This is a genomic window from Occallatibacter savannae, assembly GCF_003131205.1.
GTDB classification, from domain to species: Bacteria; Acidobacteriota; Terriglobia; order Terriglobales; family Acidobacteriaceae; genus Telmatobacter; species Telmatobacter savannae.
The window spans coordinates 123,323-149,632 of sequence record NZ_QFFY01000005.1 but is presented as its reverse complement, the minus strand read 5'-3'; the positions used below and the strand labels follow the sequence as shown (position 1 = coordinate 149,632).

The following is a 26,310-nucleotide window of genomic DNA, read 5'->3' as shown; positions in this document are numbered from 1 at the left end:
AACTGCCCACCCCCGTGCCTATTCATTACGGGTGGGTTTACTCCTCAGCCACCGAAATCTCGTGCAACCAACCCGGTGCCTTCAACAACTCCCGCGGCCTCGATCCATCCGCAGGACCAACCAGACCATCCCGCTCCATCAGATCGATCAGGTGCGCCGCCCGGCCATAGCCGATCCGCAGCCTTCTCTGCAGCAAAGAAGTCGACGCCTTTCCAAACTCAAACACCAGCCGGACAGCGTCGTCGAACATCGGATCATTGTCGTCCTCGTTGTCGCTGCTGCTCTCCAGACTGTTCTGGCGCTCTTCCTTCGGCGACTCCAGGAAGCCCTCAACGTACTCGGCCTGCCCTTGTTCCTTCCAGAATGCCACCACTGCGGCCGTTTCCTTCTCGCTGACATACGGCGCATGCAACCGAAGTAACCGGCTCGTCCCCGGCGGCAGGAAGAGCATGTCGCCCCGTCCCAGCAGCGCCTCCGCCCCGTTCGTATCTAGAATCGTCCGCGAGTCCACTTTCGTGGCCAGCCTGAAGCTGATCCGCGTCGGCACGTTCGCCTTGATCAGACCCGTGATGACGTCCACCGATGGCCTCTGCGTCGCCAGCACCAGGTGGATGCCGACCGCTCGCGCCATCTGCGCCAGCCGCGTAATCGACTCTTCCACGTTGGCCCGGTCCAGCATCATCAAGTCCGCCAGCTCATCGATGATGATCACGATGTAGGGCAGCGGCTGCTCTTCGGTCCCATCGTCAAACAGCGAAGGCATCGCGCTCTCAAAGAGCTTGTTGTACTGGTCGATGTTTCGCACGCTGCGGCTCGCCAGCAGCTTCAGCCGCCGCTCCATCTCACGGACAGCATTTCTCAGCGCATTTGCTGCCAGCTTCGGCTCCGTAATGATCGGCGTGAACAGGTGCGGGATCCCCTCGTACATGCCTAGTTCCACCCGCTTCGGGTCCACCAGAATTAGCCTCACCTGCGCCGGAGTCGTCCGGTACAGCAGGCTCATGATCATCGCGTTGATCGCCACCGACTTGCCCGATCCCGTCGAGCCTGCAATCAGCACGTGCGGCATCGACGCCAGATCCGCCGTCACAATCCGCCCGTTGATGTCCTTGCCCATGGCCAGCGTCAGCCGCGACTTCGCCTTCGCAAACGTCTCCGACTCCAGCACGTCCCGCAGATGAATCGTCTCGCGCTCATGGTTCGGCACTTGGATGCCCACCGTGCTCTTGCCCGCCATGCGCTCGATGAGGATGCTCTCGGCCCGCATCGCCAGGCACAGATCCTCAGCCAGCCCCGTCACGCGCGAGTACTTCACGCCCGCCTCAGGCTTGAACTCGTACGTCGTCACCATCGGCCCTGGATTGATCTGCACCACCTGCCCCATCACATCGAACTCGGCGCACTTCTCCACCAGCACCTTGGCCTCATCGCGCAGCTCATCCTCGCGGACCACATGCGGCCCATCGCCCGAGTTCAGCAGCGTGCTCGGCGGCAGCTTGTACCCGCTTACATGCTTCGGCGCAACCGTCACCTGCTTCTCATCCACATCCGCCCGCTCGTGGATGGCGATGCTTCCATTCCCTCCACTTGCCGCGATCGGATGACTCGAAGCGGCCGCTGCTGCCGGAGCAGGCGCAACCGGGGCAACCGGAGCCACAGCAGCCGGAACCGCGGCTTGCGCCGGAACGGCCTGCGGCCTCATCTCAATCACGCTCCGCCCACCCGCAGCCTCCGCCGCTTTCCCGCTGACCGCCGGTCCCGCAGGCTCCCAGATACTCGACCTCCGCGGCGCAATCGGCTCCTCGGCCGCCTTCCCCGTACGCTGGAACGCCGGAATCTCCTCCACCGGATCGCGCTCATCCACCGCCGCTGCCCGCTTCTTTGCAAACAGCGCCGCCAGTTTACTCGTCAGTGTCTGTGGCGGAGCGACATCCTCAGGCATCGCCTCCTGCGCATCCCCAATCGCCCCGGAGAACAGCCGCTGCGCCGGCCCCGGCTGTGTCTCCATGCACCGCTCTTCGAGTTCGCGCTTCCGCTCCGCACGATCCTCTTTCCAGTTGCGATAGCGGTCGTGCCAGGCCACCATGTTCAGCCAGCGATCTTCAATCTGTGTCTTGATCGTTTTCAGGCTGATATCCGACCCGAAGTAGATCCCCACCCCGGCCAGTACCAGCGCTACCAGCCACGCCCCCTGAATATTGAGGTACGCCACCAGCAGCCCCGAAATCACACGCCCCATTACGCCTTCGACCGGAACCGCGTGCATCCACCGCCAGTGCCAGGGCAGCAGCCCGAACAGCGCCGGCGTAAAGATCACCGCCAGAGCCACGCCCATCCAGCGCAGAATCGCCGTCCCCGCGTCGCGCGACCGGATCCAGTTCCATCCCAGCACGCCCATCCACACCGGGAACAGAAACACCGTCAGCCCGAATGCCTGCAGCAGCACGTCGCTCAGATACGATCCCAGCAGCCCGATCCAGTTGTGAACCGCATTTCCCGGCTCCGGCCCCGTAGCCGTGTTCATCGAGGGATCAGAAGGGTGATAGGTCGCCAGCGCAAGGAACAAAAGAATCGACGACAGCGTCAGCACTGCGCCCAGAAACACGTTCAGCGCCCGGCTGCGTGTCGGCGACAAACTGATCGGAATCGGCTTCATCGAAGGGATGCCTCCGCGCCCCGGACCGCCCCGCATTCGACGCGCGATCAACAGGAACCGATGCGATCAGGCAGCCAGGCGCTGACAATCCCAGAGCAGCCTTCATTATCCCCGTTGCCAACTACGATCTACGCCCAAATCCCTCCACAGGAACCACCGAATCCACCCCCAAAAGGGGTTGCCCAGTAGTGCTACCTGCGTCCCATCCAACTAGTTCAGGCGCGCATATTCTTCTCTGGCCTTCGCCAGAACCGGGATATTACGATCGGAGTTTATCCATAGTGCGAAGAAGTCATCGTATGCGTCTCTGGCTTTGGCTCGATCGCCGACGCTCGCATAGGCCCGCGCCATCCCCAGATAGGAAAGAACGTAATATTGTCCCCAGTTCGGGAGGTCCCATGTGGCTCCCCAACTCGCACCTTTGTGATCGACGACCTTCTGAAATTCCTTTGCGGCTTCCGTAACCTTGTGCAATTTCAGCAGCGCCAGTCCCCGAATGTAGATTGCATCCGGGTAGGCTCTCTCATAGGGAGTGGCCGACATCATCATCTCAACGGCGGTTGCAGGATCGCCTCGCTCCATTGCAGTTATGGCGCTAATCTCCGGCAGCTGAACCGCATTCCAGATGGTGTTGTTCGATTCCTGTTTCGAGAACTCCGCCGCGAGTTTCTGTGCTCGAGCGCCGTCGCCGCACAGAGCTAGAGCCAACGCCGGACGCCCTAACTTCCGCGCCGGCCGGCAATCACCCGCCAGGGCAGCCGCGCGCGCGTCTGCCTCTTCGAAACCATCCGCAATGTAAGGAAAGCCCTCTTTTCGCGCCTGGTCCGCAGCCCTCTTGTATAAAGCGTGAGCCTCCCTCAGTTGTCCCTGCACATTGAGCATTGCCGCTTGCAATCCGGAGCTGAGATATTCATCCGGCCTGCCCCTAAACCACTCGATCTCGCGATTCAGGCCCTCCTTGTCGTTCTCCAAATACGCCAGTTCCAGGAAACGTTGGTGAATCCTCATCCCGTCGATTCCGTGTGCCCGAACCTGCTTGACTGTCTCGTCGGCTTCCTTCAAAAGCTCCAGGCACATGTATGCATCGAGCACCCGCCGATACGGGGGTTCCACATCGGGCCGCAGCCGAAGCGCCTCCTGCCCCTCGTGCAACCCTTCTTCGAACCTGCCCATATCGTTGTAAATAACCGCCAACTGGTTATGAAAACTCCACGGGCGCGGGTGATTCTCTCTTAGCGCCTGCTGATAGGCATCGATCTCCTTATCAAGCTCTCCCGTGATTCGATAGTGGTATGCAGTCAATTCTGTCCGCTCGGCGCTGGATACACGCTCCACCAGGCTGAAGGCGCGGGCGGCATTCTCGGCGCACTTCTGCACGTCTCCTGCTTGCTCCCAGGCAATCGCCAGCATGTAGTAGGCCATCGCAAACTTCGCGTCGGTAGCGATCGCGCGTTCGAAAAGCGGAATAGCCGCTCTAAACTGCCCTCGGCTCATCACAGCCATACCGTCGCTGTAAGCCTGCAGGGCCTCCAGTGAGGGCGTGGACGCCTGCTCGAGAGGCAGGTTTACCTGCTGTATGGTCGTCAGAGACTCGCCCAATTTGCCGCGCAGCCCGGTCGCGGCCTTGTCCAGGGCGCTCAGCACGTGCTCTTTGTCCGGCGCCTCCACCTGCTCGCGAGCCAGTGTTTCACCCTTCTGGCATGTTGTGGACTGCAGGGTGATCACATAGATCTTCCCGAGGCTCGCGATCGCGCCGTCGATGGTTGCCGATGCTCCCTCGCGTACGCAGATGTCGTGCGCCATCGCATTCGTGACGTGGGTTCCGGATGCAACATTCATTAGCCGAAGAGATCGCTGCACGTCGGCGTCGTCCATGATCTTCAAAAACGGCGACTGCTCCAGTTGCACCGCCAGCCCTTGTCTCAGCGTCCCGTCGAAGACCGGGTCACCGGTTGAATTCACAAAATCGGCGAGCACAACCGTATCCTTCTGTCCGAGCTTCGGCTCGCGATGTCCGAAGAAGCGAAGCCCTGCTGCCGTCCCTACCAGAACCAGAACAACCGTCACCACAACCCATGGCCAACGCGAGCTCTCCTTTACCTCCATGCGGATCTTGGTGTGGCTCGCGGAGACGATCTTTACGTCGTGTTCCGGCACCAGGCGAACATCCTCGGCGAACCTGTACCCTCGGCCCGGCACTGTGAGGATGTATTGGTGATCCTGCGGAGTCTCTCCAAGGGCTTTTCGCAGGAGAAAGATATTACGGCTAAGGTTGGCCTCTTCGACGAAGGTGTCTGGCCACACTGCCTTCATCAACTCATCCTTGGTGACAAGCTCCTTCTTGCGGCGTACGAGCACCAGCAGAATCTGGAACGTTTTGGGCGTGAGCGGAACAGACTCGTGCCCGCGAAGCAGAAGCTCCTTCTCCGTGTCGACGCGGAAGGGACCGAACTCGTATAGCTGTCTCGTTCCCTGCTCTATGTCTGCGGCCATTCAGTCGTCCTTTTTGGGCCATGAGTCGGGGCAGCGAAGGGATTCTAGCACGAAGAGTCTATCGTCGTGACCCTCTAATCCCCGTTCTACCCTACTCCCAATTGCTTTGTTTTGTGGGATATGGCGTACTGCGAGAACTTATCAGAACTTTTCATCTGCTTTGCAAGGACGTTTTCCGGGCATTTCGGACAAGCTGCGTCCAGTTTCGTTGGCGGGCATGCCTCACCGGTTGCGCCAGCGCGAAAGAGAACTCAGTGGCAAAGCAAACGAACATCACAATCGAAACCGACACCCTTCTGGTTCTTCACGCTGGACAGTCGCTCAAGGCCTGGTGCGTCAGGTGCGGCGCGCAGGTCCAGATGATCCCATTGCAGGGCCTCGGCCTCGTCTCCAATCTGCTTCCCGCCGAAGTAGAAGCCTGGATCCAGTCCGAACAACTGCACCGTTCCTTCACCCCGGAAGGTGCGCCGCTCCTCTGTCTCAAATCCATGATCGGGCGCATTCGCAGCCCGGAAACCGGCTAGTAAACGATTCATCCGATGCAAGTCGGGGCACCTGCTTCCCTGCTAAACAACCGCACAGATCAAACTCAAGGAGAGCTTATGAAAACCCTGCTCAAAGGCATTGCCGCATCCGTAGTTGTCCTTCTTCTCGGCGCTGTAAATCTGTCAGCGCAGACGGCTGTGAAGATGACATTCTCCGGAACCTCTGAAAACACCGCCAACGATCTTCTCCAGCCCAACGCAAGCAACGATGAAGACCACTTCACCGGAATCAGTACGCTCGGCTCCTTCAACTTGGGCGAAGTGCGCGCCATCTCCAACAATCCATCACCGTCCGCAAGTTGCTCGGGAATAAATCAACTCCACTTCTCGGAACCGGCTGGCGGAGGCATATTCCGCTTCGGCGATGGCAGCCTGCTGTACGTTCAAATGACTCAAGGAGACGATTGCATCGACTTCTCCGTGAATAGCGCGCATTGCGTGCTTCAGTTCCAGGTCACGGGTGGAACCGGCAGACTCGCGAATGCATCCGGCACACTCACACTCACCGAGAAAGTTGTGCCCGTGCTCACCGACGCACTTGGAAATCCTGTCTACCTCGCGGCAACCGGGCAAATCACCGGCCAGCTGTGGGGAGTGACAAATCCGCTCGGAGCATCCGGCGCTCAGTAGCACTAACGCCCGCTCAATCAACCTGACGGAGGACAGATGAAGGGCCCAGGCGAACCCCTGGGCCTCGTTTTCACATAGAACATCTGCTTGCAGCGTCTTTGCCTTTGTCGCAAGGGCGGGAACAGAGGACTCCCTAAGCCGAGAAGAAGGCTGTGGCCCATGTATGACAGCCTTGTTCGCCGATGTAGGCGAACTCTACATTGTTCCAAGAAGTCGGGTGCCTGTCTCCTGGTGTTGGAGATATGGGATCCTCCACACTCCGAACATGGAACTGTGCCCACTCATCGCGCAGCGATGAGTGAGAGTCATCTCCTTTGCGCTCGAATCCACTGATCCGACCCGATCACCGCCGCCAGCCACACCGCCCCCACAAAATACCCTCCCGCCACATCGCTCGGAAAGTGCGCCCCCAGATAAACGCGGCTGAATCCGATCCCCGCCACCATCAACGCCGCCCCAGCCACCAGCGCCGCCCTGGCCCACAGGCTGCGCAACTTATCCTGTGTCTTATACACAATCACGCCATACATCACGATCGCCAGCACCGAGTGCCCGCTCGGAAACGAAAAGCTGTGCTCATGCACAAAGGCCCACGGCACGTCCGGTCTCAGCCGCTTGAAGTGCCATTTCATCACCTCATCCAGCGCAACCCCTCCCAGCGCCGCCGCCGCCACCACGGTTGCATTGTCCCTGCGCCCGAGCCGCCACATCAGCGCTACGGCCACCGTGATAATCGGGACCAGCGCAATCGGCGAACCGATCCAGCTCAGCCCTTCCATCGCCTCGGTCAGCATCGGATTCGTAAAGCCGTGAGCCCAGCTCTCGACCGCCACATCGCGCCGTTCAAACGAGGCGTTCAGAATCTCATCATGCAGCAGTACCAGCCCCGAGGTCGTCACCAGCGCCACCGCAAACCCCACCAGCAGCAACGCCCCAAACAGCTTCCGCTTGCGCAGAGTACGCATCAGCCGCAAGGTATCACAGCATGTCTGCCCGTCAGCCATACCGCGCGCCGACCAAACTCCCTCCTACCCCACCAAATACCGTCAACATGTCCATTCCCGCGGGGACGCTCGGCCTCGGACCGGACTCGTGCTCAGCAGCGGATTTAGGGTGTGTCAGGCGTATGCGATACTCGAAATGGAATGTACAAGCGTATTGTTCTCAAGCTTTCAGGAGAAGCGCTGGCAGGGCAGAATAAGTTCGGCCTCGACGCTGCCAAAGTCGCTGCCATTACCGACGAAATCGCTGATGTTCATAGCCTTGGCGTGGAGATCGGGATCGTCGTAGGAGGAGGCAATTTCTTCCGCGGGGTGGCCGAACAGGCCAGGGAAATGGACCGTGTGGCCGCCGATAACATGGGCATGCTCTCCACGGTGATCAATGCCATTGCTCTTCAGGATTCGCTGGAGCAGCGGGACGTGCAGTGCCGGGTGATGAGCGCCGTCTTTATGAACCAGGTGGCCGAGCCCTATCTCCGCCGCCGGGCAGTCCGACATCTGGAAAAAGGCCGCGTCGTCATCTTCGCTGCAGGGATCGGAAATCCGTTCTTCTCGACCGACACCGCCGCCAGCCTTCGCGCGATGGAGATCAAGGCGGACGTTCTCCTCAAGGGAACCAAGGTTGAAGGCGTCTACAGCGCCGATCCCGTCCTGGTGAAGGATGCGGTGAAGTACGACGAGATCACGTACATGGAGATCCTGAGGCAAGGTCTCAAGGTGATGGATCTGACCGCGGTCAGTCTGTGCAAAGACAACAACCTTCCGATGATCATCTTCAACATGAACCATCCCGGCAACATTCGCCGCGTCGTGCAGGGCGAGAAGGTCGGTTCGCTGGTAACAGCTTAGGGCTCTCCAAAACACAGCACATTCAAAGCTGCTTGGGCTGGGGCGGATTGGTTATGAAGCTTTCAATTCGACCGGCCGCAGCGTCGCGCGAAGGCAAAACAACGTCTAACGAGCCAGTGGAAATGCAGAAGCCAGCGCGGCTCGATGCTCTCACCGGCCTGCGCAGCTTCGCCGCAGTGAACATCGTTCTCTTCCACTTTTCCAATCCTGACTGGTTTGGTCCGCTGGCTCCGGTGGTGAATGCGGGCTACGCTTCGGTGAGTTTCTTCATCCTTCTTTCCGGCTTCGTTCTTGGTTACAACTACAACGCACGGGCGCGCGCGGGCAAGCTCGAGACAATGCGCTTCTACGAGGCCCGTTTCACGCGCCTGTATCCGGTTTATCTCCTCAGCCTGATCCTCGCTTTCAAGCTGATTCCGATTGAGTGGGAAGCACACACGCACGGGATGTTCTGGGCGGGTATCGTGCTTTCGCCACTTTTGTTGCAGGGGTGGATACCGGAGATTGCGACGTTCCTGAACACGCCGGCATGGACGATGTCCGCGGAGTCTTTCTACTATGTGCTTTTCCCGTGGATGGCGCGATGGAAAAAGCCGGAACGGATCGGCCGACATGTCGCGAAGATGGGGCTCGTGTGGCTGATCGGTCTTGTGCCGGGAACGCTTTATGTGATTTACAACCCCGACGGGCTGGCGCATGTGGACCGCTTCAGCTATGGCAAGTGGCTGCAGGCGCTGAAGTACACTCCGCTGCCGCATCTGGCAAGTTTTGTCTTCGGAGTGCTGCTTGCCGAGTTCGATGAAGTAGTTCCGCGGATGGGCAAGCGCCGTCTCGTGATGGGCCTGTTCGGATTCGCGGCAACGTTCTTTGTTCTCACGCAGGCCTCACACCTTCCCTATCCTCTGCTCCACGACGGCTTCTTCATGCCACTGTTTGGTTGCATTGTTCTGGGACTTGCCGGCATCAATCCGCTATCGAAGCTGTTCGGCCTCGCGCCTCTGGTCTTTGTCGGAGAGGCAAGCTATTGCCTGTACCTGCTGCACTTCAATCTGTGGAATATGATCCATGACTCGCATGTGCTCGACCACTTCGGGCTGGCGCGCTTCGATCCGTGGATAAGCTACGTGCTCCTTGTTGGTCTCGCGCTGATGGCGCTGCACTTTGTGGAGAAGCCCGCTCAGCGCATTCTGCGCAACTGGTTGCACGTCTGGCGGTAGGATTCGCCTGGAAACACGAAAGCCCAGCCGGCTGGCTGGGCTTCGTCTTGCTGATGGATCGAGTTACGGTGTTACCACCTGCGTGGAGTGGTTGCCGTGCGGTGCAAGTGCGACTGCCGAGGGGTGAACGCCTGTCGGATAGGGTGTGGCCTGCGTTTGCTTCAGCGTACCGGCAGTGGGATCGAGGCGGAAGCCGGAGATCGAATTGCCCAGGTAGTTCGCCGTGTAAACGAACCGGCCCAGCGCAGGGTCCACGGCGATCGCAACAGGTTGCGTATCTGTACTGTTGGTCTGCGATCCGGTAGTGTTGACCGCGGAGGAGGGAGTGCCTGTCTGAAGATCGATGACGTACGCGCCAACGCTGGAGTCGAGTGAGTTCGAGATATAGAGGAAGCGCCCGCGTGGATCGACGGCAACTGCTGTCGGCTGGCCTCCGCTTCTGTAGGGACCGTTAAGCAGGAAGTTGACGGAGAAACCGCTGTACACTCCGTAACCGATCAGCTGATTCGACGCAAAGTCGGTGACATACAGGTAGCTGTTCAAGGGATCGGCAGCGACTCCGGTCGGCTTGACGCCGGCTGTATAGGGGCTTCCGGGTGTTGGCGTCAGCGCGCCGCCTGAACCCACTACGAATCCGTAAAGCCAGCCAGGGTTTGCGGAACTGGTGATCGATCCACCTGGATTGTAGGACGACTTGTCGTAGGCGGTTGCATAGACAGCCTTGCCGCTTGGCAGAACGGCTATCGCAGTCGGGACAACGAGATCTCCTGCGTTTCCGGGAATCGTCAGACTGGTTTGCGACTGCGGTGCGCTGCTGAGAGCTCCGGATGACAGGCCGAATACGGAGAGCGTTGCCGTAGAGGTTCCTGAAAGCACATAGAGGCTGTTGCCGTCGGGGCTGACGGTCATGGCAGTCACGGGATCGTTGAGTGTCGCCGTATCTTTCTTGGTCAGAACTCCGGTCGTCGCGAGCGAAAAGTGAACGATGTTCTTGTCGACCTGGTTGGCGACGTAGAGGTTCTGGTAGCCCGGAGAGATCGCGAGCACCGTCGGCGTCGTTCCACCGGAGCAGACTGCAGGAGCGCCATTGCGGATCGCGCCTGATTGCGAATCGATCGCGTACGTCTCAATCTCGCCGCCGGGGCAGGTCGTGCTGCTTCCCGAGACTGTGCTCGCTGACGTAGCCACGAACAGATAGTCGATCGTCACAAGCTGACAACCAGAGAAGAGCGTAGCCACGCCGAGGCCGATTCCGGAGACAACCGCGAGCTGTCTCAATTTCTTGAACTTCATGCGCTTCCTTCATCACAGGCCGTCAACAATCGGCCCGAAGAATCCTGTTTGAATGCCTTTCAGTCATTCTAAAACCCTGAAAGGATGCTGCTACCGAGCTACTTCTTGTTGCCGTTATGCGTAATCGCCGCAACCGCCGTTGGGTTGGGATTGGAGGCCGACGGCGAAAACTGCGAGTTCAATAGCGAACCGTCGCTCAAGTTCAGCTGGAAGCCGGATACGGTATTGCCCAGGAAGTTGGCGGTGTAGACGTACTGGTTGAGCGAGGGGTCGATTCCAATCGCGACGGGCTGCGTGCCGGTGGTGTAGGTGCCGAGCTTGCTCAAGCTTCCGGAGTTGACCGAGTACACTGTCACGTTCGAGTCCTGCGTGTTTGCGACGATCGCGTACTTTGCCGATGCATCCAGCACGATTGCTGCGGGCTGCGCACCCGTGACGTACGGGCTGCCGCTGAGCGGTGTCAGGGCGCCGCTTGATATCCGGAAGCCATAGGCTGCGTTCTGCGCCGAGTCGGTGACATACAGATAGCTGCCCGAACTGTCGCTGGTGATTCCCGAGGGATGCGCGCCGACCTGGACTGGAAAGCCGGGAAGAGCTGAAAGCGCTCCGTCGGATCCAGGTGCGAAACCGAAAACATATCCGGCGTTAGTGTTCGCGTCATATCCGGCCACGTAAAGATAGGATCCGGATGCGGCAACGTTAATGGCCGCTGGTACGAATGTGTCCGCAGCCGCCGCACCAGGCAGTGTAAGGGGCCAGTAGCTTGCGCTGATGGATGTGTTCACGACCGCCGGCCCAAGCGTGTTCGCGGGTTGCGCCGGCTTCAACGCTCCCGCCTGCGCTGCGGTGAGTATTGGAAAGACCGCGACGGAGCCCGAGCACGGGGATGCCGGGGAGCAAGTCGGCAGAGGCGCGTAGGTGTCCGCGACAAACAAAAATCCTTTGGCGGCCGATACGGCCACGGGGAAGATGCCCGGCGTATTTACGGTGTTTTGGGGATAAAGCTTTCCGTCGGAACCGATCTGGAATTGAACGATGGTGTTGTCGTCGCGGTTCACCACGTATAGGGAGCCCTGGTCCGGCGCGACGGCTTCGGCTACCGGGTTACGTCCGCCGGAGAAGAAGGGCGAAGTCGGAATCTGGCGCATGCGGCCCGACTGCGAGTTGATCTCGTAGACGTTCACCTCGCCGTAGTTGTTCGGGCCGGCAGCCTTCGCGCAGGTCACGTAGACGAAATCCACGGTGAGGGTGGCGCAGGCAGACAGGAACGCGGCTGCCGCGATGCTTGCCGCGGAGATCGCCAGCAACTGGATCGGTTTGTTCAACTTCATGCGCATCTTTCGTATTGAGCCGACATCCACACCTTCAGAACCGGCCTGAATCGAGCTGCCTGCATTGAAATTCAGCGGCGAATCGGAATCGATTCACAGGTAAATTGCGCTGGCCGCCCATGCAGCGGGCGGCCAACAGTCACTAACTCGTGCGTCCGGTGGCGATGCACCACGTGGCCGGTCCCGGCAATGGATAGCTGCCCTTGGCGTGAGTCGCAGTGCTGAGAGCTCTCAGATTGCCCTGGTTCTCGTCGATCGAGAGTCCGGTCACCGTCGAATCATTGAAGTTCGCCGTGTAGATGAACTGGTTCGATGGATCCTCAAGGATGCACTGCGGTCCGGCGCCTGTGCCTGCCGTCTGACCGCCATTTGGAATCGGAACGAGTTTGTACGGCTGGTTAATGATGAAAGCCGCGATTCCACTCTGCGCGTTGTTCGTGTTGGTGTTGTCGCCCTGGTTCAGAACATAGAGCCACTTGCCGTTATTGGCCGCGAGCACAAGATTCGGATTGCTCATCGTCGGATCGTCAGGGTAGTAGCCGTCCGCCTCGGCCTGCAGTGCGCCGTTCGAACCCGAGGAGTAGGCGAAGATCTGACCGTGGGTGCCGTTCGTGTTCACGCCGTTGTCGAGCACGTACACCACGCTGCTGGCCACTTGCAGGGCCGTCGCGTTATGCATGCCGAGAGGCTGGGAGCTGTTCTGGTTGACCGAGAGCTGCCCGCTGGCTCCGTTGTACGCGTAGGGGAAGACGGAGTCGCCGGTGGCCGGGGTTCCGCTCAGGGTGAGAACGGTATTTGAGGAGAACGCGAAGTCGATGGGGTTACCTGGAACCGGGAAGTAGGTCAGGGGCGAGCCGCTTGCCGCGGTCACCTGCGAGTTGAGCACGTAGCTCAGGCGCCCGGTCGACGAGTCGATCTGGAAAACGGTCACGTCGCCGCAACCGGATGCTCCGCTTCCGAAGACAAGCTGGCAGCCGACGTTGTCTGGAGCGTCATGGTCAAGCACGAAGAGGTGCGTTCCGGATGCGTCCGCAAGGATGCGGAAGGGGTTGTGTCCCTGGGTGTAGAAGGTCTGCTGGCTGGAGAGGACGCCGTTTCCGCCGATGGCAAACTGAACGATGTTAGCGTTCGAGCAGACATTTGTCGCGCTGCAGGGGGCGCCGTTTGCGGCACTACCCTGGTTGAGCACATAAAGGAAACGCCCTCCGGAGAGCAGGACGGAGCGCCCCGGATTGGATCCGCCGGAACTGACCGGCAGGCCGGCGATCGGCTTCAGATTGCCGGTATTGTGATCGATCTTGTATCCGCTGATCACCCCGGCGCCGCTCGTCGATGCCGTCTGGGTGCCGACCACATAGAGGAAGCCGACCGAATAGCTTTGCACGCAAGACGTAACTCCGAAGACTGCGCCTGCAGAGAGGGCGGTCATCAGAAGTGCCTTGCCGAATTTCCTGAACTTCATGCGATTCCTTCATCCTGGTCCGGCGTGCGCCGCCAAGTGTGCTGTTCCGCAGCAGAGCTGGGTTGGGATGGGTCCCTGATGCATTGTAAAAGGCTAGGGCATGTTGTGCATAATTTCGCGGTAACCTTCTCCGAAACAAGATCTTTCAGGTCGAAAATCGAGCCTGAATTCCTCCTCCGGAGAGGGGCGTGTCACCCCTGATTTCACTTCCATTGCCGATGGCAATTGGACGGGGAACTTACCCGAAGGTCACTTCCGAAACTGAGCGGCGGCGAGGTCGGGCGCCTCAAGCGGAAAATGAAAAGCCCGGAGCCGCCGATTGGAGTTGTCGCGGCTCCGGGCTTGTCTCAATTCGTTACCAGACCCGGCAGGAATTCTCCGGATACATGGGCTGGCCTTTATGGCAGCCGAAGGCCTTGCTGAACTCGTCGAAGTTCTGCACGCTTCCGTTGGTGCGCCACTTGCCCGGAGAGTGCGGATCGATCAGCGCCAGTTGCCGCGCGGACTGCTCAGTCTGGTTCGAACACCACACCTGCGCGAAGCCGATGAAGAAACGCTGCGCCTCGGTGTAGCCGCCGATCTTTTCGTCCATCGTCTTATGCTCGCTGGCCAGCGTATCCAGCAGGGCCATGTAAGCGATACGCAGGCCGCCGTTATCCGCCGTGTTTTCGCCCAGGGTGAGCTTGCCGTTGAGGTTTTGCGCCGGAATTCCGTCATGTGCGGGCGCCGTCTCAAAGCCGCCATACTCCTTGACTTCGCAGTCGGTGCGCTCTTCGAACTTCTTCCGGTCATCGGCGGTCTGCCATTCGCGCAGATTGCCCTTGCCGTCGTATTTCGATCCCTGGTCGTCGAAGCCGTGCGTCATTTCATGGCCGATGACGACGCCGATGCCACCGAAATTTACCGCCGGGTCGATATCTGGATCGAAGAACGGCGGCTGCAGGATGCCGGCCGGGAAGTTGATGTCGTTGTTTGACGGGCTGTAATACGCATTGACGGTCGGGGGAGTCATGCCCCACTCTTTTTCGTCGACCGGCTTGCCCAGCTTGTTCAGGTTGTAGTTCCGCTGGAAAACCGCGCTGCGATGCCCGTTCCCCAGGGCGTCGTCCCGGTTGACGCTCAGAGAAGAATAGTCCCGCCACTTTTCCGGATAGCCGATCTTGTTCCGGTAGAGTGCGAGCTTCGCTTCGGCAGCCTTTTTGGTTTCGTCGCTCATCCAGGGCAGCGTCTTGATGTCGTCGCCGAGCGCTTTGTCCAGCGCGGCGACAAGCTGATCCATGCTGGCCTTCGACTTCGGCGGGAAGTGAGCTTTCACCCAGTCCTGGCCCACGGCTTCTCCCAAAGCGCGGTCGGTATCGGCGGTGCACTCCTTCCAGCGAGGAGTGGGTTCTGCCTGGCCGCTCAGCGTTTTGTCGAAGAATGCGAAATCCTCGTCCCGGAACGCTTTCGGCAGATCGCCCGCGGAACCGTGGATCACATGCCACCGCATGTACGACTTCCAGGCGTCCACCGGCTGTGAAGCGATCAGTTCGTTCAGGCCTCTGAAGAAGTCCGGCGTTCCGACGTTCAGCGTATCGAAGGGCCTTACGTTTACGTCTTTGAAGAAGACCGAGTAGTCAAAATCCGGTGTCAGCTTCCGGAGGTCGGCCACTGTATAGATGTGGTACCGCTTGGCTGGATCGCGCAGTTCAACGCGCGGTGTCGAAACCTTGGCGAGCGCCGTTTCGATCGTCATGACCGCTTCGGCTTCCTTGGCCGCCTGCTCCGGGGTGTCACCAGCGAGCGTGAACATCTTGGTCAGGTGCTCGTGATATTGCTGCCGGATGGTGGTGTAGCGCTTGTTGTCCACCAGGTAGAAATCGCGATCGGGCAGGGAGAGCCCTGCCTGGAAGAGGCTCGCAATCTGGCGGCTTGAGTCTTTCTCATCCTGCTGAACGCCGAATCGGAACAACGGCGCCGGATCGCCCTTCTGTGCGAGTTCGCCTACCAGGGATGCCAGGCGCTTCGTGTCCTGAAGGCCGGCTATCTCATCCAACGCAGGCTTGATCGGCTCGGTACCTTTTTTGTCGATGAGATCCGTGTTCATACACGCGGAGTAGTAATCGCCATACTTCTTCTGCAGCGGGGTCTTCGGATCCTTCGCTGCGGCATCGAGCTCCTCCCAAAGCAGGTAGCGATTGCGCTCGGCAAGAATCGAGAATGTTCCCCACCGTACTTGATCATTCGGAATGGGATTGTTCTTCACCCAATTCCCGCAAGCGTACTGATAGAAATCGGTACAGGGATCGGCGCTCTTATCGATTGCCGATTCATCAAAACTCTTCGGCGCCACTGGAGGCGCCGGCTTTGCATCTTCTTTCGATTGGCACTGACCAAAAGTGATTCCTGCGGCGAGCAGGACAGGGACGACAACCCGGGATACGTGCATTGCGTTCTCCTTGGGATGAGACGGAAATTGGCTACGCCTCGTGGCATCAACGTGCGATCGCCAGAAGTAGGCCATGCATGGCGGCTTAGAGGCCTTTGAGACGACTACGCCACCGCATTCCGCATTATAGGGCTACGCAAGAGACTGAGATTTGGCTGGACGCACAAGAGCGGCGCTTTGCTAAACTCCGTCAACAGCCTCAGACGGAGAAAGAAAATCCATGCTCTTGAAGTTGAAGCTCACTCTTTGTTCGTGCGTTGTATTGTACGCATTTGCCGCCTCGACCTCCTCACCTGCTCAGCAGGACGCCAAATCGGGGAAGCGAACCCTCATTCGCGCCGGGCACCTGCTCGATGTCAAAACCGGCAAGCTCTCTGACGCTCAGACCATCGTTGTCGTGGGCGAGTCCATCCAGTCCATCGGCGCTACCGCTTCCGTGTCGCAGCAGCCCGGCGACGAGGTGATTGACCTCGGCGGCGCGACGGTTCTCCCCGGCTTGATGGACGTGCACACCCACCTGACCATGAACCCCGACTTCGATCCCTTCCGCGAAGTCACTTCGACTAGCGCGAAAGAAGCGATCAATGGAGTCGTCAACGCCCGCAAGACGCTAATGTCGGGTTTCACCACGGTCCGAAACGTGGGAGCCGGCGGTTTTACGGATGTCGATCTTCGCGACGCGGTGAATGCCGGCCAGGTGGCTGGTCCGCACATGCTGGTTAGCGGACCCGCCATGGGCATCACCGGGGGCCACTGCGATGACAACCTGTTGCCCGCGCAATACCACTCTGTCGGGGATGGCGTGGCAGACGGCATCGCACAGGTGCAACACAAAGTTCGCGAGAACATCAAGTACGGAGCAGACGTAATCAAGATCTGCGCTACAGGCGGAGTCCTCTCGAAAGGCGACGACCCTCAGGCTTCGCAATACACGTTGGAAGAAATGCAGGCCATTGTGGCGGACGCTCATCGCCTGGGCCGCAAAGTCGCGGCGCACGCACATGGAGCGCAGGGCATTCTGTGGGCAAGTGAGGCAGGAGTCGATTCCATCGAGCATGGCAGCTACATTGATGATGCCGCGATCGCCATGATGAAGAAGCACGGGACCTATCTGGTGCCTACCCTCTACCTCGAGGACTGGCAGATCGAGAAGGGCCAGCTCCCTGCGTTCTATCACAAGAAAATGGTCGACGTAAGCTCGGTCGCCAAGCAGAACATCAAGCATGCAATGCAGTCCGGCGTGAAGATTGCTCTCGGAACCGATGCTGCTGTCTATCCGCATGGCCTGAACGCACATGAGGTTGACGTCTACGTGAATCAACTCGGAATGACGCCGCTTGCGGCGCTGCAAACGGCGACGATCAACGCCGCCGACCTCCTCGGCCTGACGGCAAAGACGGGAACGCTCGAACCCGGCAAGTGGGCGGATATCATCGCTGTCGATAAGAACCCGATAGACGACGTGCGGACTTTGCAGGACGTGAAGTTCGTGATGAAGGCCGGCGTGGTCTACAAGCAGAACGGCGCCGAGATTAGATAAGTCAAGTCGCCGATAAGCGACGCCATCGTAAAGAGCGCGACGAACGGCGCACAGCCTGTAAAGCCAAAGCGCCGGCCAGCTTTCCGCTGACCGGCGCTTTCTACGTTTGCAGCTTTACTTCTGTCCGGTGAACAGGTCGCCCATCAGCTTCACATCCTGATCTGCAGCGTGGTTCAGATACGGCAGCCCGAAGCCCGCTTCCAGCGTCTTCAGCAGGGAGAAGTGGTTATAGCGAACGTTGCTCTGGATTCCCGTGGGGGCATAGTTCGTGTCGACGATCGTGACAACCTGATTGGGCAGGCTGCTGTAGTCGTTCTCGTCCCACACCACTACGATTACGTTGTTGCCGTGCTTCCAGGCCCTCGAATTCTTGATGCCGTCAATGATGGTGTGCAAACCCGCATCGCCTTGCGCGATCGCGTTCTGGTCGACAGAGCATCCGGTGCCCACTTCACTCGTTCCACGTCCGTGTTGATCGTGGCACTGATTCGGAGCAATGAACGCCAGATCCGGTACGTCGCCCCTCTCAAGGTCCGCCCAGAGCCGATCAAAGCCAACGATCTGCTTCAGGCTCAGCTTGCGATCCTCTCCAGACTGAACGCTGGCAAAGTAGGCAAACGGATCGTGCTTGACCGCGTAGAGCTTGGGCATACCCGGCTCTTTCTCGGTGACGTCGGAAACGAGTCCGTCGCTGTTGTTCACGCCGTCTGCACCGTAGGGCGGCAGGTTCTCCTGGTATGACTTCCAGCTCTTGCCGGCTTCCACCAGCTGATCCGCAATGCTGATGCCGCGCGTGAACGCAGGCGACAGCGGGAAGTTATAGACCGGCTCCTGCGGGGTGCCTTCGTTGGTTGTGTCAACGGCGGGCGTCGCCGCGTCCCAGCCAGCTCCCTTGATGGGGCACGTATTGGTGGTTGCCGTTTCGTCGGCCGGGATGCCGCTCACGATGTTCGGCGTGCACGAGGTGTTGTGCCAATCGGGCGAATCATCGTTAATGATGCCGAAGTTCGAACCGCCCACGATCTCCAGGTAATTGGTCAAGCTCGGATGGCCGACGGCGTAGTAGTTGGTCGCGAGGTTTGCAGACTTGCCATAGCTGTTGATGAAAGGAGCGTTGGTGTTTCCGAGAATCTGGCTATAGGCATGGTTCTCCATCAAAATCACGAACGCATGATCGATCCGCGGTACAGCGCGGTCATGCTCGGGTTTCTCAGCGGCGAGAAAGGTGCTGGACAGCGCAAAGGGGAGAAGCGCTAGAGCGGCTTGCTTCATTTTCATCTGGATAGACCTCTTCAGGGTGGAAGGATTTCGAGACAGTGCCGGGGACAGGATGTGATTCCGGCGATTTGGATCGCGGAATTTTCCTTCGTCCGCATCGTTTATATGAATTGCGTTTTAAGAGCCGATGAAAGGACAGCACTGCCGCTGTTACGGATCTGTGAAGATTCGTTGAATCAGTACGTCTAGCTGAGGGCCGCGAGGGACTGGGCCCACTGCATGGCCTCTCCGTAGCAAGAGGCGGCGAAATCCTCTGCCATCCCAACTTCGCGGCACCAGCGGACCACGAGCTCCCACATTCCTGCCTCTACGGCAGAGATGAGTTCGAACATGGGCGCCAGATCTCCATCGTGCTCCAGCAGCAGTTGTCGCGCGCGCTGATCGAGGGGCAGTCCCTCAATGACTGCGCTCATGGGAATCTCGAGGATTGCATCCATCATCGACAGTACCCCGAGCAAGAACAGGTCCGCGCCGCTGTTCTGGATGCGCGGGCCGAGCAATTCGGCGAATCTGGCTCGGACCAGGGCTGAGAGCAGGAGCTCTCCCGGCCTCCCCTTCGACATTTCGAACATTCCTGCCAGCTTGCACCAGCGGCGCAATTCGTCTTCGCCCATGAGCGTGAATGCCTGCCGGACGGTGCGCACTTCGCCGCGGATGCCGAAAAGTGGAGAATTCAGGAATCGAAGCAGCCGGTAGTAGAGAGTCGGGTCGCTTTTGATCAGTTCTTCGACGCGATCCCAATCGAGCTCCTGCTGCATCACGGCCTGCAGCAAGCGGAGGTAAACAAATCGATTCGTAGGCGCTGTTCGCGTCCGGAGTGATTCCGGCTTGCGGAAGAAGTAGCCTTGAAACAGCTGAAAGCCCTCTTTGCGGGCCAGATCGAAGTCTTCACGCGAATCTACGTTTGCCGCAAGAAGGACCGCGTTCTTCCAGTTGTCGGGTCCTACCAACTCCGGAATGTCCCTCCATCCCTGAGCTTTCAAATCGACCTTCAAATAATCCGCGAGATGCACGATGGACTGCCTCCGGTCGTCGGCGGTGAAATCGTCGAGGGCAATCCGATAGCCGGCATTCTTAAGTGCGCAGCAGGCCTCAAGCACCGCATCGTCTACCTCGATACCACGCTCGATTTCAGCGACTACCCGATTGGCAGGGAGGAATGCGAGTCCCTGCTCCAGCAGGGTTTCGCGGCCACATCCGATGAAGGCGAGACGGTGATCGCAGAGGACGTCCAGACCGAGAAGCGTCGACATATCGATCGTCCGCCGAGCCGCATCCGGTTCCCGCTGAGAAGAGAAATGAATCATGACGTCAGTGCGAAACAAAAGCTTATATCCGATTACGGTCTCGTCAGCAGCGAGAATGGGCTGTCTGGTCGCAAAGCGCACCGGCCGCGGATCGTCTATCAGCGAGTTTTCCATTGTGCAGGGTCCTTCAGTGCGTATATCGGCAGAAATCGGGAATCTTTGAGTCCAGGAACTTTCTTTACAGCCCGTCGCGCCCCCTGCCACACTGAAAGGTGGACACCCAAACCATCGTTATCCTCGACTTCGGATCGCAGTACACGCAGCTGATCGCGCGCCGCATCCGCGAACTCAACGTCTTCTCGGTCGTGCTTCCCTGCACGGTACCGGTCTCTGAAGTCCAGTCTTACAAGCCCCTTGGGATCATCCTGTCGGGCGGCCCGTCTTCGGTTTATGACGCCGACGCGCCGAAGGCCGACCCGGCCCTTCTGCAGCTCAACCTGCCAACTCTCGGCATCTGCTACGGACTCCACTTCATCGTTCACCACCTCGGCGGGAAGGTCAGGACCGCCCCCAAACGCGAGTACGGCCATGCCGAAGTCGCCCTCGAAGACACATCCATCAAGCTCTTCCAGGGGTTGCCGGAAGCGATCCAGGTTTGGATGAGCCATGGCGATGAAGCCCTGGAACTGCCTGCAGGGTTCAAGCGCGCGGCGGTTACTTCGAACGCGCTGGCAGCCATCGCCAATGAAGAGCGCCGGATCTGGGCCGTGCAATTCCACCCGGAAGTTCACCACACGCCCCTCGGTCCGCAGCTCATCAAGAACTTCGTCTTCAATATCTGTGGCGCGCGCGGCGACTGGACGCCTGCCCACTTCATCGAGTCCACCGTCGCCTCCATCCGCGAAAAGGTCGGCTCCGGTCACGTCATCTGCGGGCTATCCGGTGGTGTCGACTCCTCCGTCGCCGCCGTCCTCGTCCACAAAGCCATCGGCAACCAGCTCACCTGCGTCTTCGTCAACAACGGCGTCCTGCGCAAAAACGAATTTGAAAACGTCCAGAAGAATCTGCGCGACAAACTCGGCCTGAACCTCGTCGCCGTCGACGCCAGCGATCGCTTTCTCAAGCAGCTCGCCGGAGTCACCGATCCCGAAACCAAGCGCAAACGCATCGGCGCAGAGTTCATCGCCGTCTTCGACGACGAGGCCCACCGCATCGCCGCAGAAACCGGAGGTGTCGACTGGCTCGTCCAGGGCACGCTCTATCCCGACGTCATCGAGTCATCCTCCGTCAAAGGCCCCAGCCAGACCATCAAGAGCCACCACAACGTGGGCGGTCTGCCGGAGACCATGAAGCTCAAGCTCATCGAGCCTCTCCGCGACCTCTTTAAAGACGAAGTGCGCCGTATCGGCCGCGACATGGGCATGCCCGAAGACATTCTCGGCCGCCAGCCGTTCCCTGGCCCAGGACTCGCCGTGCGCATCCTCGGTGAGGTGACGGCAGATCGCGTCGCGCTGCTTCAGGAGGCCGACGATATCGTCGTCAGCGAAATCAAGGCCGCGGGTCTCTACAACCGCATCTGGCAGAGCTTTGCCGTTCTGCTTCCGGTGATGAGCGTCGGCGTCATGGGCGATCAGCGTACGTACGCCTACACCTGCGCGATCCGCGCCGTGCACTCTGAAGACGGCATGACTGCGGACTGGACCTTCCTGCCGCATGAGGTTTTGAAAAGAATCTCAAGCCGGATCGTAAACGAAGTTCGCGGGATCAATCGTGTGGTTTACGACATCACCTCAAAGCCGCCCGGAACCATTGAGTGGGAGTAGTGCGAGCTTTCTGGATCTCCTGGCCTCGTCCACAGGGAAAAGGATGCCTCTTCCCTCCAATTACTAGAAATCTACTTCTTTCGATCCAGGCGTAAAGTCACGTCAACCGTTCGTTTCTCGTCGTTCAAATGCAGCGTGTAGCTACAGCTGGTTGCTGCAAATATTCGATTAAGCTTCGGATTGACTGTCCCATCGATCGCGAAGAAGCTCCGGATTGCCCCTTCATTAAAGGTTGCGCCTGCCGGCATTTTTCAAGCTGCCATCATTTGAGCCCGGAGGTCGTCACTCACGTTCTCAATCGAAAGTGCGCCTATCGCGTAAATCGGACCCGGATCTGCCATCACGTCGTAGCTTACGGTCCCTTTTACTCGATCGAACGTCGGGGTGGGATGCACGCTGGCCTTCATGTATCCATGATTGTGGTACTGACGGCTTATATACTCCCAGTTCTCTGTCACATGCTGGCCGTCGGCAATATCTCCGGAATGTAGATGAGCCTGTTTATCGAAGTCGGCTTGGCTAACGACGATTTCTGGCGCCAGCCGTACTGCGGCAAGTCGATATTGACTGCCCGGCTCCACCGAAACCCTAAATGGCACGCGAATGGAGCCATCGGCGAGCGCTGCTTTTTGTGGCTTGGCCTCCACCAAGGCTTCTAGGTAGCCTTTGTCATGATAGTAATTGCCGAGATACGTGATTATCTGGCTCGCACTGCCCAGGACGTCATCTTTGAGACGATGTCAAATGCTCCCTGATCAAGAGGCTTGGAATTGGCTGTCGGTTGAATCGACCCAACGAACACGGGAGGCGCAGAAATTGAGAAGTGAACAGTGCTCCCTTGTCCCGCTACCGTGCCAGGAATAGCCGTGACGGTTGCTTGGAAGCCCTGCTCCGCAAGAATCTTTTCAAGAGCCCCGCGGACCGCTTCTGTGATTCCACCCTCCGAAGGGAGCTTCCCGTAGTAGAGCGGAACGAGATTGTGAATCTTGGCATCCAGCTCCGCACCCTGGTCCAGAGGCAAATTGTCCAGATGGATGGGATAGAGATTGGTAGCGGGGGTAAGGGTAAAGATCAGATTTTGACCATCGAACTTGAAAGCTAGCGTCGAAAACAGGCCGGTATCCAGCAGCTGCTTCGTGCGATCGTTCATCTCGGCATAATCCATGACCACGCCTTTTTTCAGCCCGGCTGCGGAGATGAGGTCCTCATCCGAATATCCCTCTGCTCCTTTGAATTGAATGGATTTGGGCTGAAACTTTTGCGCTGCAGCCAACTGCGACAGACTCGTGGCCACAACTGCCGTGAGCAGAAAAAAAGACCCTAGCTTGTGCGACATGTCAGGGGGAGATTATCACGCAATTGGCGGCCAATCCAGATTTACTGATCTCTGCTGATTCAATCACCTACGGCAATTTCGTACCTCTCTTTGCACAGGCCAACCCTGCTGTTTCTCCGCTACAGTTCTCCTGAGGACCTCATGAACAAGCCCTACCAGCCGCAGCACGACATCGTCACCCTAATGAAGCAATTCGAGCAGGAAGTGAAGGAGTCTCCGGAACTGCCTGACGCCGCCACACGTCTTCTCCGCGCACGTCTGGTCTTTGAAGAGGCTCTCGAATTTGTGCGGGCATGCGGGTGCACGGTCAAGTCTGGCGCGGGTGCTTCAGTGATTGACGAAATCGCAGTGGAGCTCGATGCGGACGGTGCGCCTGACCTGGTTGAGTATGTGGACGGCTGCATCGACCAGCTTGTTGTCACCTACGGCGCGCTGAACGCCGCCGGCATCGAGGCTCAGAGCGCCTGGGACGAAGTCCAGCGCAGCAACATGAGCAAAGCATGGCCGCACTGCAGTGTCTGTGACGCTGTCCTCGAGCGTGGATCCGGCTCCGATTTGGTCCATCCCGGCGACTCGTATGCCCACGGCGGCTCATGGCAGACGATCCTGAAAGTTCACAAGCGGGAGGACGGCAAGTTTATCAAGGCACCCACCTACTCGCCGGCTAACATCAGGCAGGTCATTGAAGAGCAGCTTGAAGCTACACGCCCGCTCATCGCTGCGCGCTGAATCGGGCTCATCCCGGGAAGTACCAGTGATATCAGAAGTGAAACCCTGAATTCGGCCTGGCAGATTAGGCTGCTCCTGTCCCGCGCATTGCATTTACCTGCTGCACCAGGCTCTCGATCTTCGCCAGCAATTCCTCGTGCCGCTTATCTGCGATCGATGGATCGCGCGCCTCGATGTAGAACGTGCCGTTCGGTTCCAGTTCGCAGCGGTGCACGTCGTGGATGTGCTCGAATCCCTGCCTGTGGACCACTTCGACCAGTTCCTCGCGTGTGAGCGCCTCGCGTTCGAGCGCTTTGCGGTCGATGTGCCCTTCCCGGATCAGGACCGCGGCCTTGCCCTCGAGCGCGCGGTTGAGCCGCGGCGACCGGAAGAGCATCCGCACCACAAGCCAGTTGATTGCCAGCAGGCTGAACGCTCCGACAACTCCGCCGGTGACGGAGTTGTCGTCGCCGATGATCGCGTTCTGCACCGTGTTTGAGAGCGACAGCAGCACCACGAGATCGAATGGATTTAATTGCGCCAGTTCGCGCTTTCCAAACAACCTGAGCAGCAGCACGAGGACGAGATACACGATGACCGGGCGCACTACCTTCTCTAGAAGCGTAAGCTGCAGGTGGAACATGCTGTCAAGCATGGGGACGAGGATCATGCTGCGAGCGTATACCTGCTTCCGGCGCAAACCGATGAATTCAGCTCGACCCGTACCGAGATAGAAAACGAGGCGCTCTGCGGTAGAATCCGCTCAAGCATTTGCTCATCGGCTGGTGAAAACGCCAGTTGTTCTCGGAGGTCTTACCCGCGTGTCTGTTGCTTCCGATCCACTCTTCATCGAAATCACGCCTTTTCGCATCGAGCCTCAATTCGTGGGCCGAGTATGGGGATGGAAGGACCTTCGACCCTGGTACGATCGCATCGCGGAGCAGGAGCCCATCGGCGAGGTCTGGCTCACGGGCGATGAATGCAAGATCGCCACCGGATCGCATCGCGGCAAGACTCTGGGAGCCATTTTCGATGAGCAACCGCGCGCGCTGCTAGGCCCGGACTTCGCATCCTCTGGATCGCCCCTCCTGATCAAAGTCATCTTTGCTCGCGAAAAATTGAGCGTGCAGGTTCACCCAGACGACCGGCTCGCACAGAGATACGGTCAGCCCCGAGGAAAAACGGAGTGCTGGTACGCGCTCGCCGCTGAACCCGATGCGCGAGTTGCCGTGGGGCTGAAAACCGGAGTGACGCTGGATGAAGTGAAATCGAAGATCGATGCAGGGACGCTCGAAGACAGCCTGAATCTGCTGCCCGTGCACAAGGACGATCTCATCTTCGTTGATGCGGGCACCGTTCATGCGATCTGGCCCGGATCTGTTCTTCTGGAAACGCAGCAGAACTCGGACATCACGTACCGCATGTACGACTATGGGCGCGGCCGCGAACTGCACATTGAGAGATCGATCGAATCCACGCGACTCACGACAAAGGCGGGCAAGGTGGAAGCGCGTGCTCTGGCGGACAGGACCGTGCTTGTGGATAGCACCTATTTTTGTGTCGAGAGGATTCCTGTAGACGTGAGCCGTTCGAGCACCACGCTTGAGCGTACGAACGAAACCTCTCCCCATCTGTCTTATCTTTTTGCCGCGGCCGGAAGCGCGCGTCTCACCAGCCCGAGCTTCGAACCGCTCGAACTTCCGGAGCGCGGAATTGTGGCGATTCCCGCGTCCTCGCCCGTCTTCGCCATTCAAGATCTGGGTGGGCTCGACCTGATTCGCATCTCCGCGCGCATGCCCGGAAGCGTGCAATGAGCCCGACCTGGCGCGCACGCGTTGTCGACTACATTCGAGCCGAAGCCACACCGGCGGATAAATACGGCCACCAGCCACGGGTGTACTCGCTTGCCACTGAGATCGGCCGGGGAATGGCCTACGATGACGACATCCTCTTCGCGGCAGCCTGGATGCATGACCTTGGTGTGTTTCTCGGGCACCGCCCTCAGGATCCCGAGCAACTTTCCCGCTGGGACCACGTCGGATACACCATCCAGCGAAGCAGGGACCTTCTGTCCGGATGGGGGTTTCCTCGAGAGAAAATGGAGGGCGTGGCTGAAGCCATCTTGCACCATCAGTCGAAGGACGAACCGCTGAGCGTGGAAGCAACTTTGCTGAGAGATGCGGATATTCTCGAACAGCTGGGTGCGATCGCCGTTATGCGAGCGGCGGCCAAGGTCGGCCGCGATACCCGGTACCCCTCATTCAGTTCGATTCTTCCCGTGCTCAGGTCTGCTGCTGAAGAGCTGCCCGGAAAAATGCGCCTAACACAAACTAAGGTCATCGCTCAATCGAGAGTAGAGATGCTACGCTCGTTCTTAGACGCCATCAAGAACGAGGCCGGAGATCAGCTCTACTAGTCGATTCTGACTTGGCACCAGCTCTGCGTCACTGCTTCATTGCCCCTCAGACTTATT

General features: G+C 59.0%; 21 protein-coding genes. 9 read left to right on the top strand and 12 right to left on the bottom strand.

Annotated elements, in window-relative coordinates; translation table 11 throughout:
- Nucleotides 1-37: 37 nt before the first annotated feature.
- Nucleotides 38-2,656, bottom strand: a complete 2,619-nt coding sequence (locus tag DHV10_RS18545; protein WP_109487888.1) for a DNA translocase FtsK — start codon at nt 2,654-2,656, stop codon at nt 38-40.
- Nucleotides 2,657-2,866: 210 nt separating this feature from the next.
- Nucleotides 2,867-5,149, bottom strand: coding sequence for a winged helix-turn-helix domain-containing protein (locus DHV10_RS18540; protein WP_109487887.1), 2,283 nt, complete (start codon nt 5,147-5,149; stop codon nt 2,867-2,869).
- Nucleotides 5,150-5,403: 254 nt separating this feature from the next.
- Here DHV10_RS18540 and DHV10_RS18535 point away from each other — a divergent pair, with 254 nt between their 5' ends.
- Both DHV10_RS18535 and DHV10_RS18530 read left to right on the top strand, forming a co-directional pair.
- Nucleotides 5,404-5,673, top strand: a complete 270-nt coding sequence (locus DHV10_RS18535) for a hypothetical protein (protein ID WP_109487886.1) — start codon at nt 5,404-5,406, stop codon at nt 5,671-5,673.
- Nucleotides 5,674-5,751: 78 nt separating this feature from the next.
- A complete protein-coding gene (locus DHV10_RS18530) occupies nt 5,752-6,324 on the top strand; it encodes a hypothetical protein (protein WP_109487885.1) in 573 nt (190 codons plus the stop codon).
- A gap of 305 nt (nt 6,325-6,629) precedes the next feature.
- Here the strand turns inward: DHV10_RS18530 and DHV10_RS18525 are convergent, their stop codons facing one another.
- Nucleotides 6,630-7,289, bottom strand: a complete 660-nt coding sequence (locus DHV10_RS18525; RefSeq protein ID WP_162601658.1) for a phosphatase PAP2 family protein — start codon at nt 7,287-7,289, stop codon at nt 6,630-6,632.
- Nucleotides 7,290-7,469: 180 nt separating this feature from the next.
- Between DHV10_RS18525 and pyrH the strand changes: the two genes are divergently transcribed.
- Nucleotides 7,470-8,174 carry a UMP kinase gene (gene pyrH, locus DHV10_RS18520; RefSeq protein ID WP_109487883.1) on the top strand — a complete coding sequence of 235 codons (705 nt, stop codon included), beginning with the start codon at nt 7,470-7,472 and terminating at the stop codon, nt 8,172-8,174.
- Between the two features lie 122 nt (nt 8,175-8,296).
- Complete coding sequence (locus DHV10_RS18515) at nt 8,297-9,391, top strand: acyltransferase family protein (protein WP_109488278.1); 1,095 nt, start codon at nt 8,297-8,299, stop codon at nt 9,389-9,391.
- A gap of 63 nt (nt 9,392-9,454) precedes the next feature.
- On the opposite strand, the gene DHV10_RS18510 is transcribed toward DHV10_RS18515, so the two are convergent.
- The 4 genes from DHV10_RS18510 to DHV10_RS18495 all read right to left on the bottom strand — a co-directional run bounded on the left by DHV10_RS18510 (nt 9,455) and on the right by DHV10_RS18495 (nt 15,905).
- The gene (locus DHV10_RS18510; protein ID WP_109487882.1) at nt 9,455-10,684 is read right to left on the bottom strand and encodes a lactonase family protein; all 1,230 of its coding nucleotides are present in this window, start codon (nt 10,682-10,684) and stop codon (nt 9,455-9,457) included.
- A 98-nt stretch (nt 10,685-10,782) separates the two neighbouring features.
- Nucleotides 10,783-12,015 carry a lactonase family protein gene (locus DHV10_RS18505; protein ID WP_162601657.1) on the bottom strand — a complete coding sequence of 411 codons (1,233 nt, stop codon included), beginning with the start codon at nt 12,013-12,015 and terminating at the stop codon, nt 10,783-10,785.
- 142 nt (nt 12,016-12,157) lie between these two features.
- Nucleotides 12,158-13,477 (bottom strand): beta-propeller fold lactonase family protein, encoded by a 1,320-nt coding sequence (locus DHV10_RS18500; protein ID WP_109487880.1) that lies wholly within the window; start codon nt 13,475-13,477, stop codon nt 12,158-12,160.
- A gap of 355 nt (nt 13,478-13,832) precedes the next feature.
- Entirely contained in the window at nt 13,833-15,905 is a 2,073-nt protein-coding gene (locus DHV10_RS18495; RefSeq protein ID WP_109487879.1) for a M13 family metallopeptidase, read from the bottom strand.
- A 220-nt stretch (nt 15,906-16,125) separates the two neighbouring features.
- On the opposite strand from DHV10_RS18495, the gene DHV10_RS18490 reads away from it, so the two are divergent.
- The gene (locus DHV10_RS18490) at nt 16,126-17,445 is read left to right on the top strand and encodes a metal-dependent hydrolase family protein (RefSeq protein ID WP_109487878.1); all 1,320 of its coding nucleotides are present in this window, start codon (nt 16,126-16,128) and stop codon (nt 17,443-17,445) included.
- A 114-nt stretch (nt 17,446-17,559) separates the two neighbouring features.
- Here the strand turns inward: DHV10_RS18490 and DHV10_RS18485 are convergent, their stop codons facing one another.
- Together DHV10_RS18485 and DHV10_RS18480 are read right to left on the bottom strand one after the other, a co-directional pair.
- Nucleotides 17,560-18,723 (bottom strand): alkaline phosphatase family protein, encoded by a 1,164-nt coding sequence (locus DHV10_RS18485; protein ID WP_109487877.1) that lies wholly within the window; start codon nt 18,721-18,723, stop codon nt 17,560-17,562.
- Nucleotides 18,724-18,908: 185 nt separating this feature from the next.
- Entirely contained in the window at nt 18,909-20,144 is a 1,236-nt protein-coding gene (locus DHV10_RS18480) for an EAL and HDOD domain-containing protein (protein ID WP_109487876.1), read from the bottom strand.
- A 98-nt stretch (nt 20,145-20,242) separates the two neighbouring features.
- Between DHV10_RS18480 and guaA the strand changes: the two genes are divergently transcribed.
- Nucleotides 20,243-21,793 carry a glutamine-hydrolyzing GMP synthase gene (guaA, locus tag DHV10_RS18475; protein ID WP_109487875.1) on the top strand — a complete coding sequence of 517 codons (1,551 nt, stop codon included), beginning with the start codon at nt 20,243-20,245 and terminating at the stop codon, nt 21,791-21,793.
- A 251-nt stretch (nt 21,794-22,044) separates the two neighbouring features.
- On the opposite strand, the gene DHV10_RS18470 is transcribed toward guaA, so the two are convergent.
- Nucleotides 22,045-22,440 (bottom strand): POTRA domain-containing protein, encoded by a 396-nt coding sequence (locus tag DHV10_RS18470; protein WP_162601656.1) that lies wholly within the window; start codon nt 22,438-22,440, stop codon nt 22,045-22,047.
- A gap of 50 nt (nt 22,441-22,490) precedes the next feature.
- Entirely contained in the window at nt 22,491-23,066 is a 576-nt protein-coding gene (locus tag DHV10_RS18465; protein ID WP_162601655.1) for a BamA/TamA family outer membrane protein, read from the bottom strand.
- A 204-nt stretch (nt 23,067-23,270) separates the two neighbouring features.
- Here DHV10_RS18465 and DHV10_RS18460 point away from each other — a divergent pair, with 204 nt between their 5' ends.
- Entirely contained in the window at nt 23,271-23,858 is a 588-nt protein-coding gene (locus tag DHV10_RS18460; protein WP_162601654.1) for a pyrophosphohydrolase domain-containing protein, read from the top strand.
- Nucleotides 23,859-23,922: 64 nt separating this feature from the next.
- Here the strand turns inward: DHV10_RS18460 and DHV10_RS18455 are convergent, their stop codons facing one another.
- Nucleotides 23,923-24,492: a DUF421 domain-containing protein gene (locus tag DHV10_RS18455; protein WP_109488276.1), complete on the bottom strand. Its 570-nt coding sequence runs from the start codon at nt 24,490-24,492 to the stop codon at nt 23,923-23,925.
- A 166-nt stretch (nt 24,493-24,658) separates the two neighbouring features.
- On the opposite strand from DHV10_RS18455, the gene DHV10_RS18450 reads away from it, so the two are divergent.
- A complete protein-coding gene (locus DHV10_RS18450; RefSeq protein ID WP_162601653.1) occupies nt 24,659-25,651 on the top strand; it encodes a type I phosphomannose isomerase catalytic subunit in 993 nt (330 codons plus the stop codon).
- Nucleotides 25,648-26,253, top strand: a complete 606-nt coding sequence (locus tag DHV10_RS18445; RefSeq protein WP_109487871.1) for an HD domain-containing protein — start codon at nt 25,648-25,650, stop codon at nt 26,251-26,253. Before DHV10_RS18450 ends, DHV10_RS18445 begins: the two co-directional genes overlap by 4 nt.
- Nucleotides 26,254-26,310: the final 57 nt, after the last annotated feature.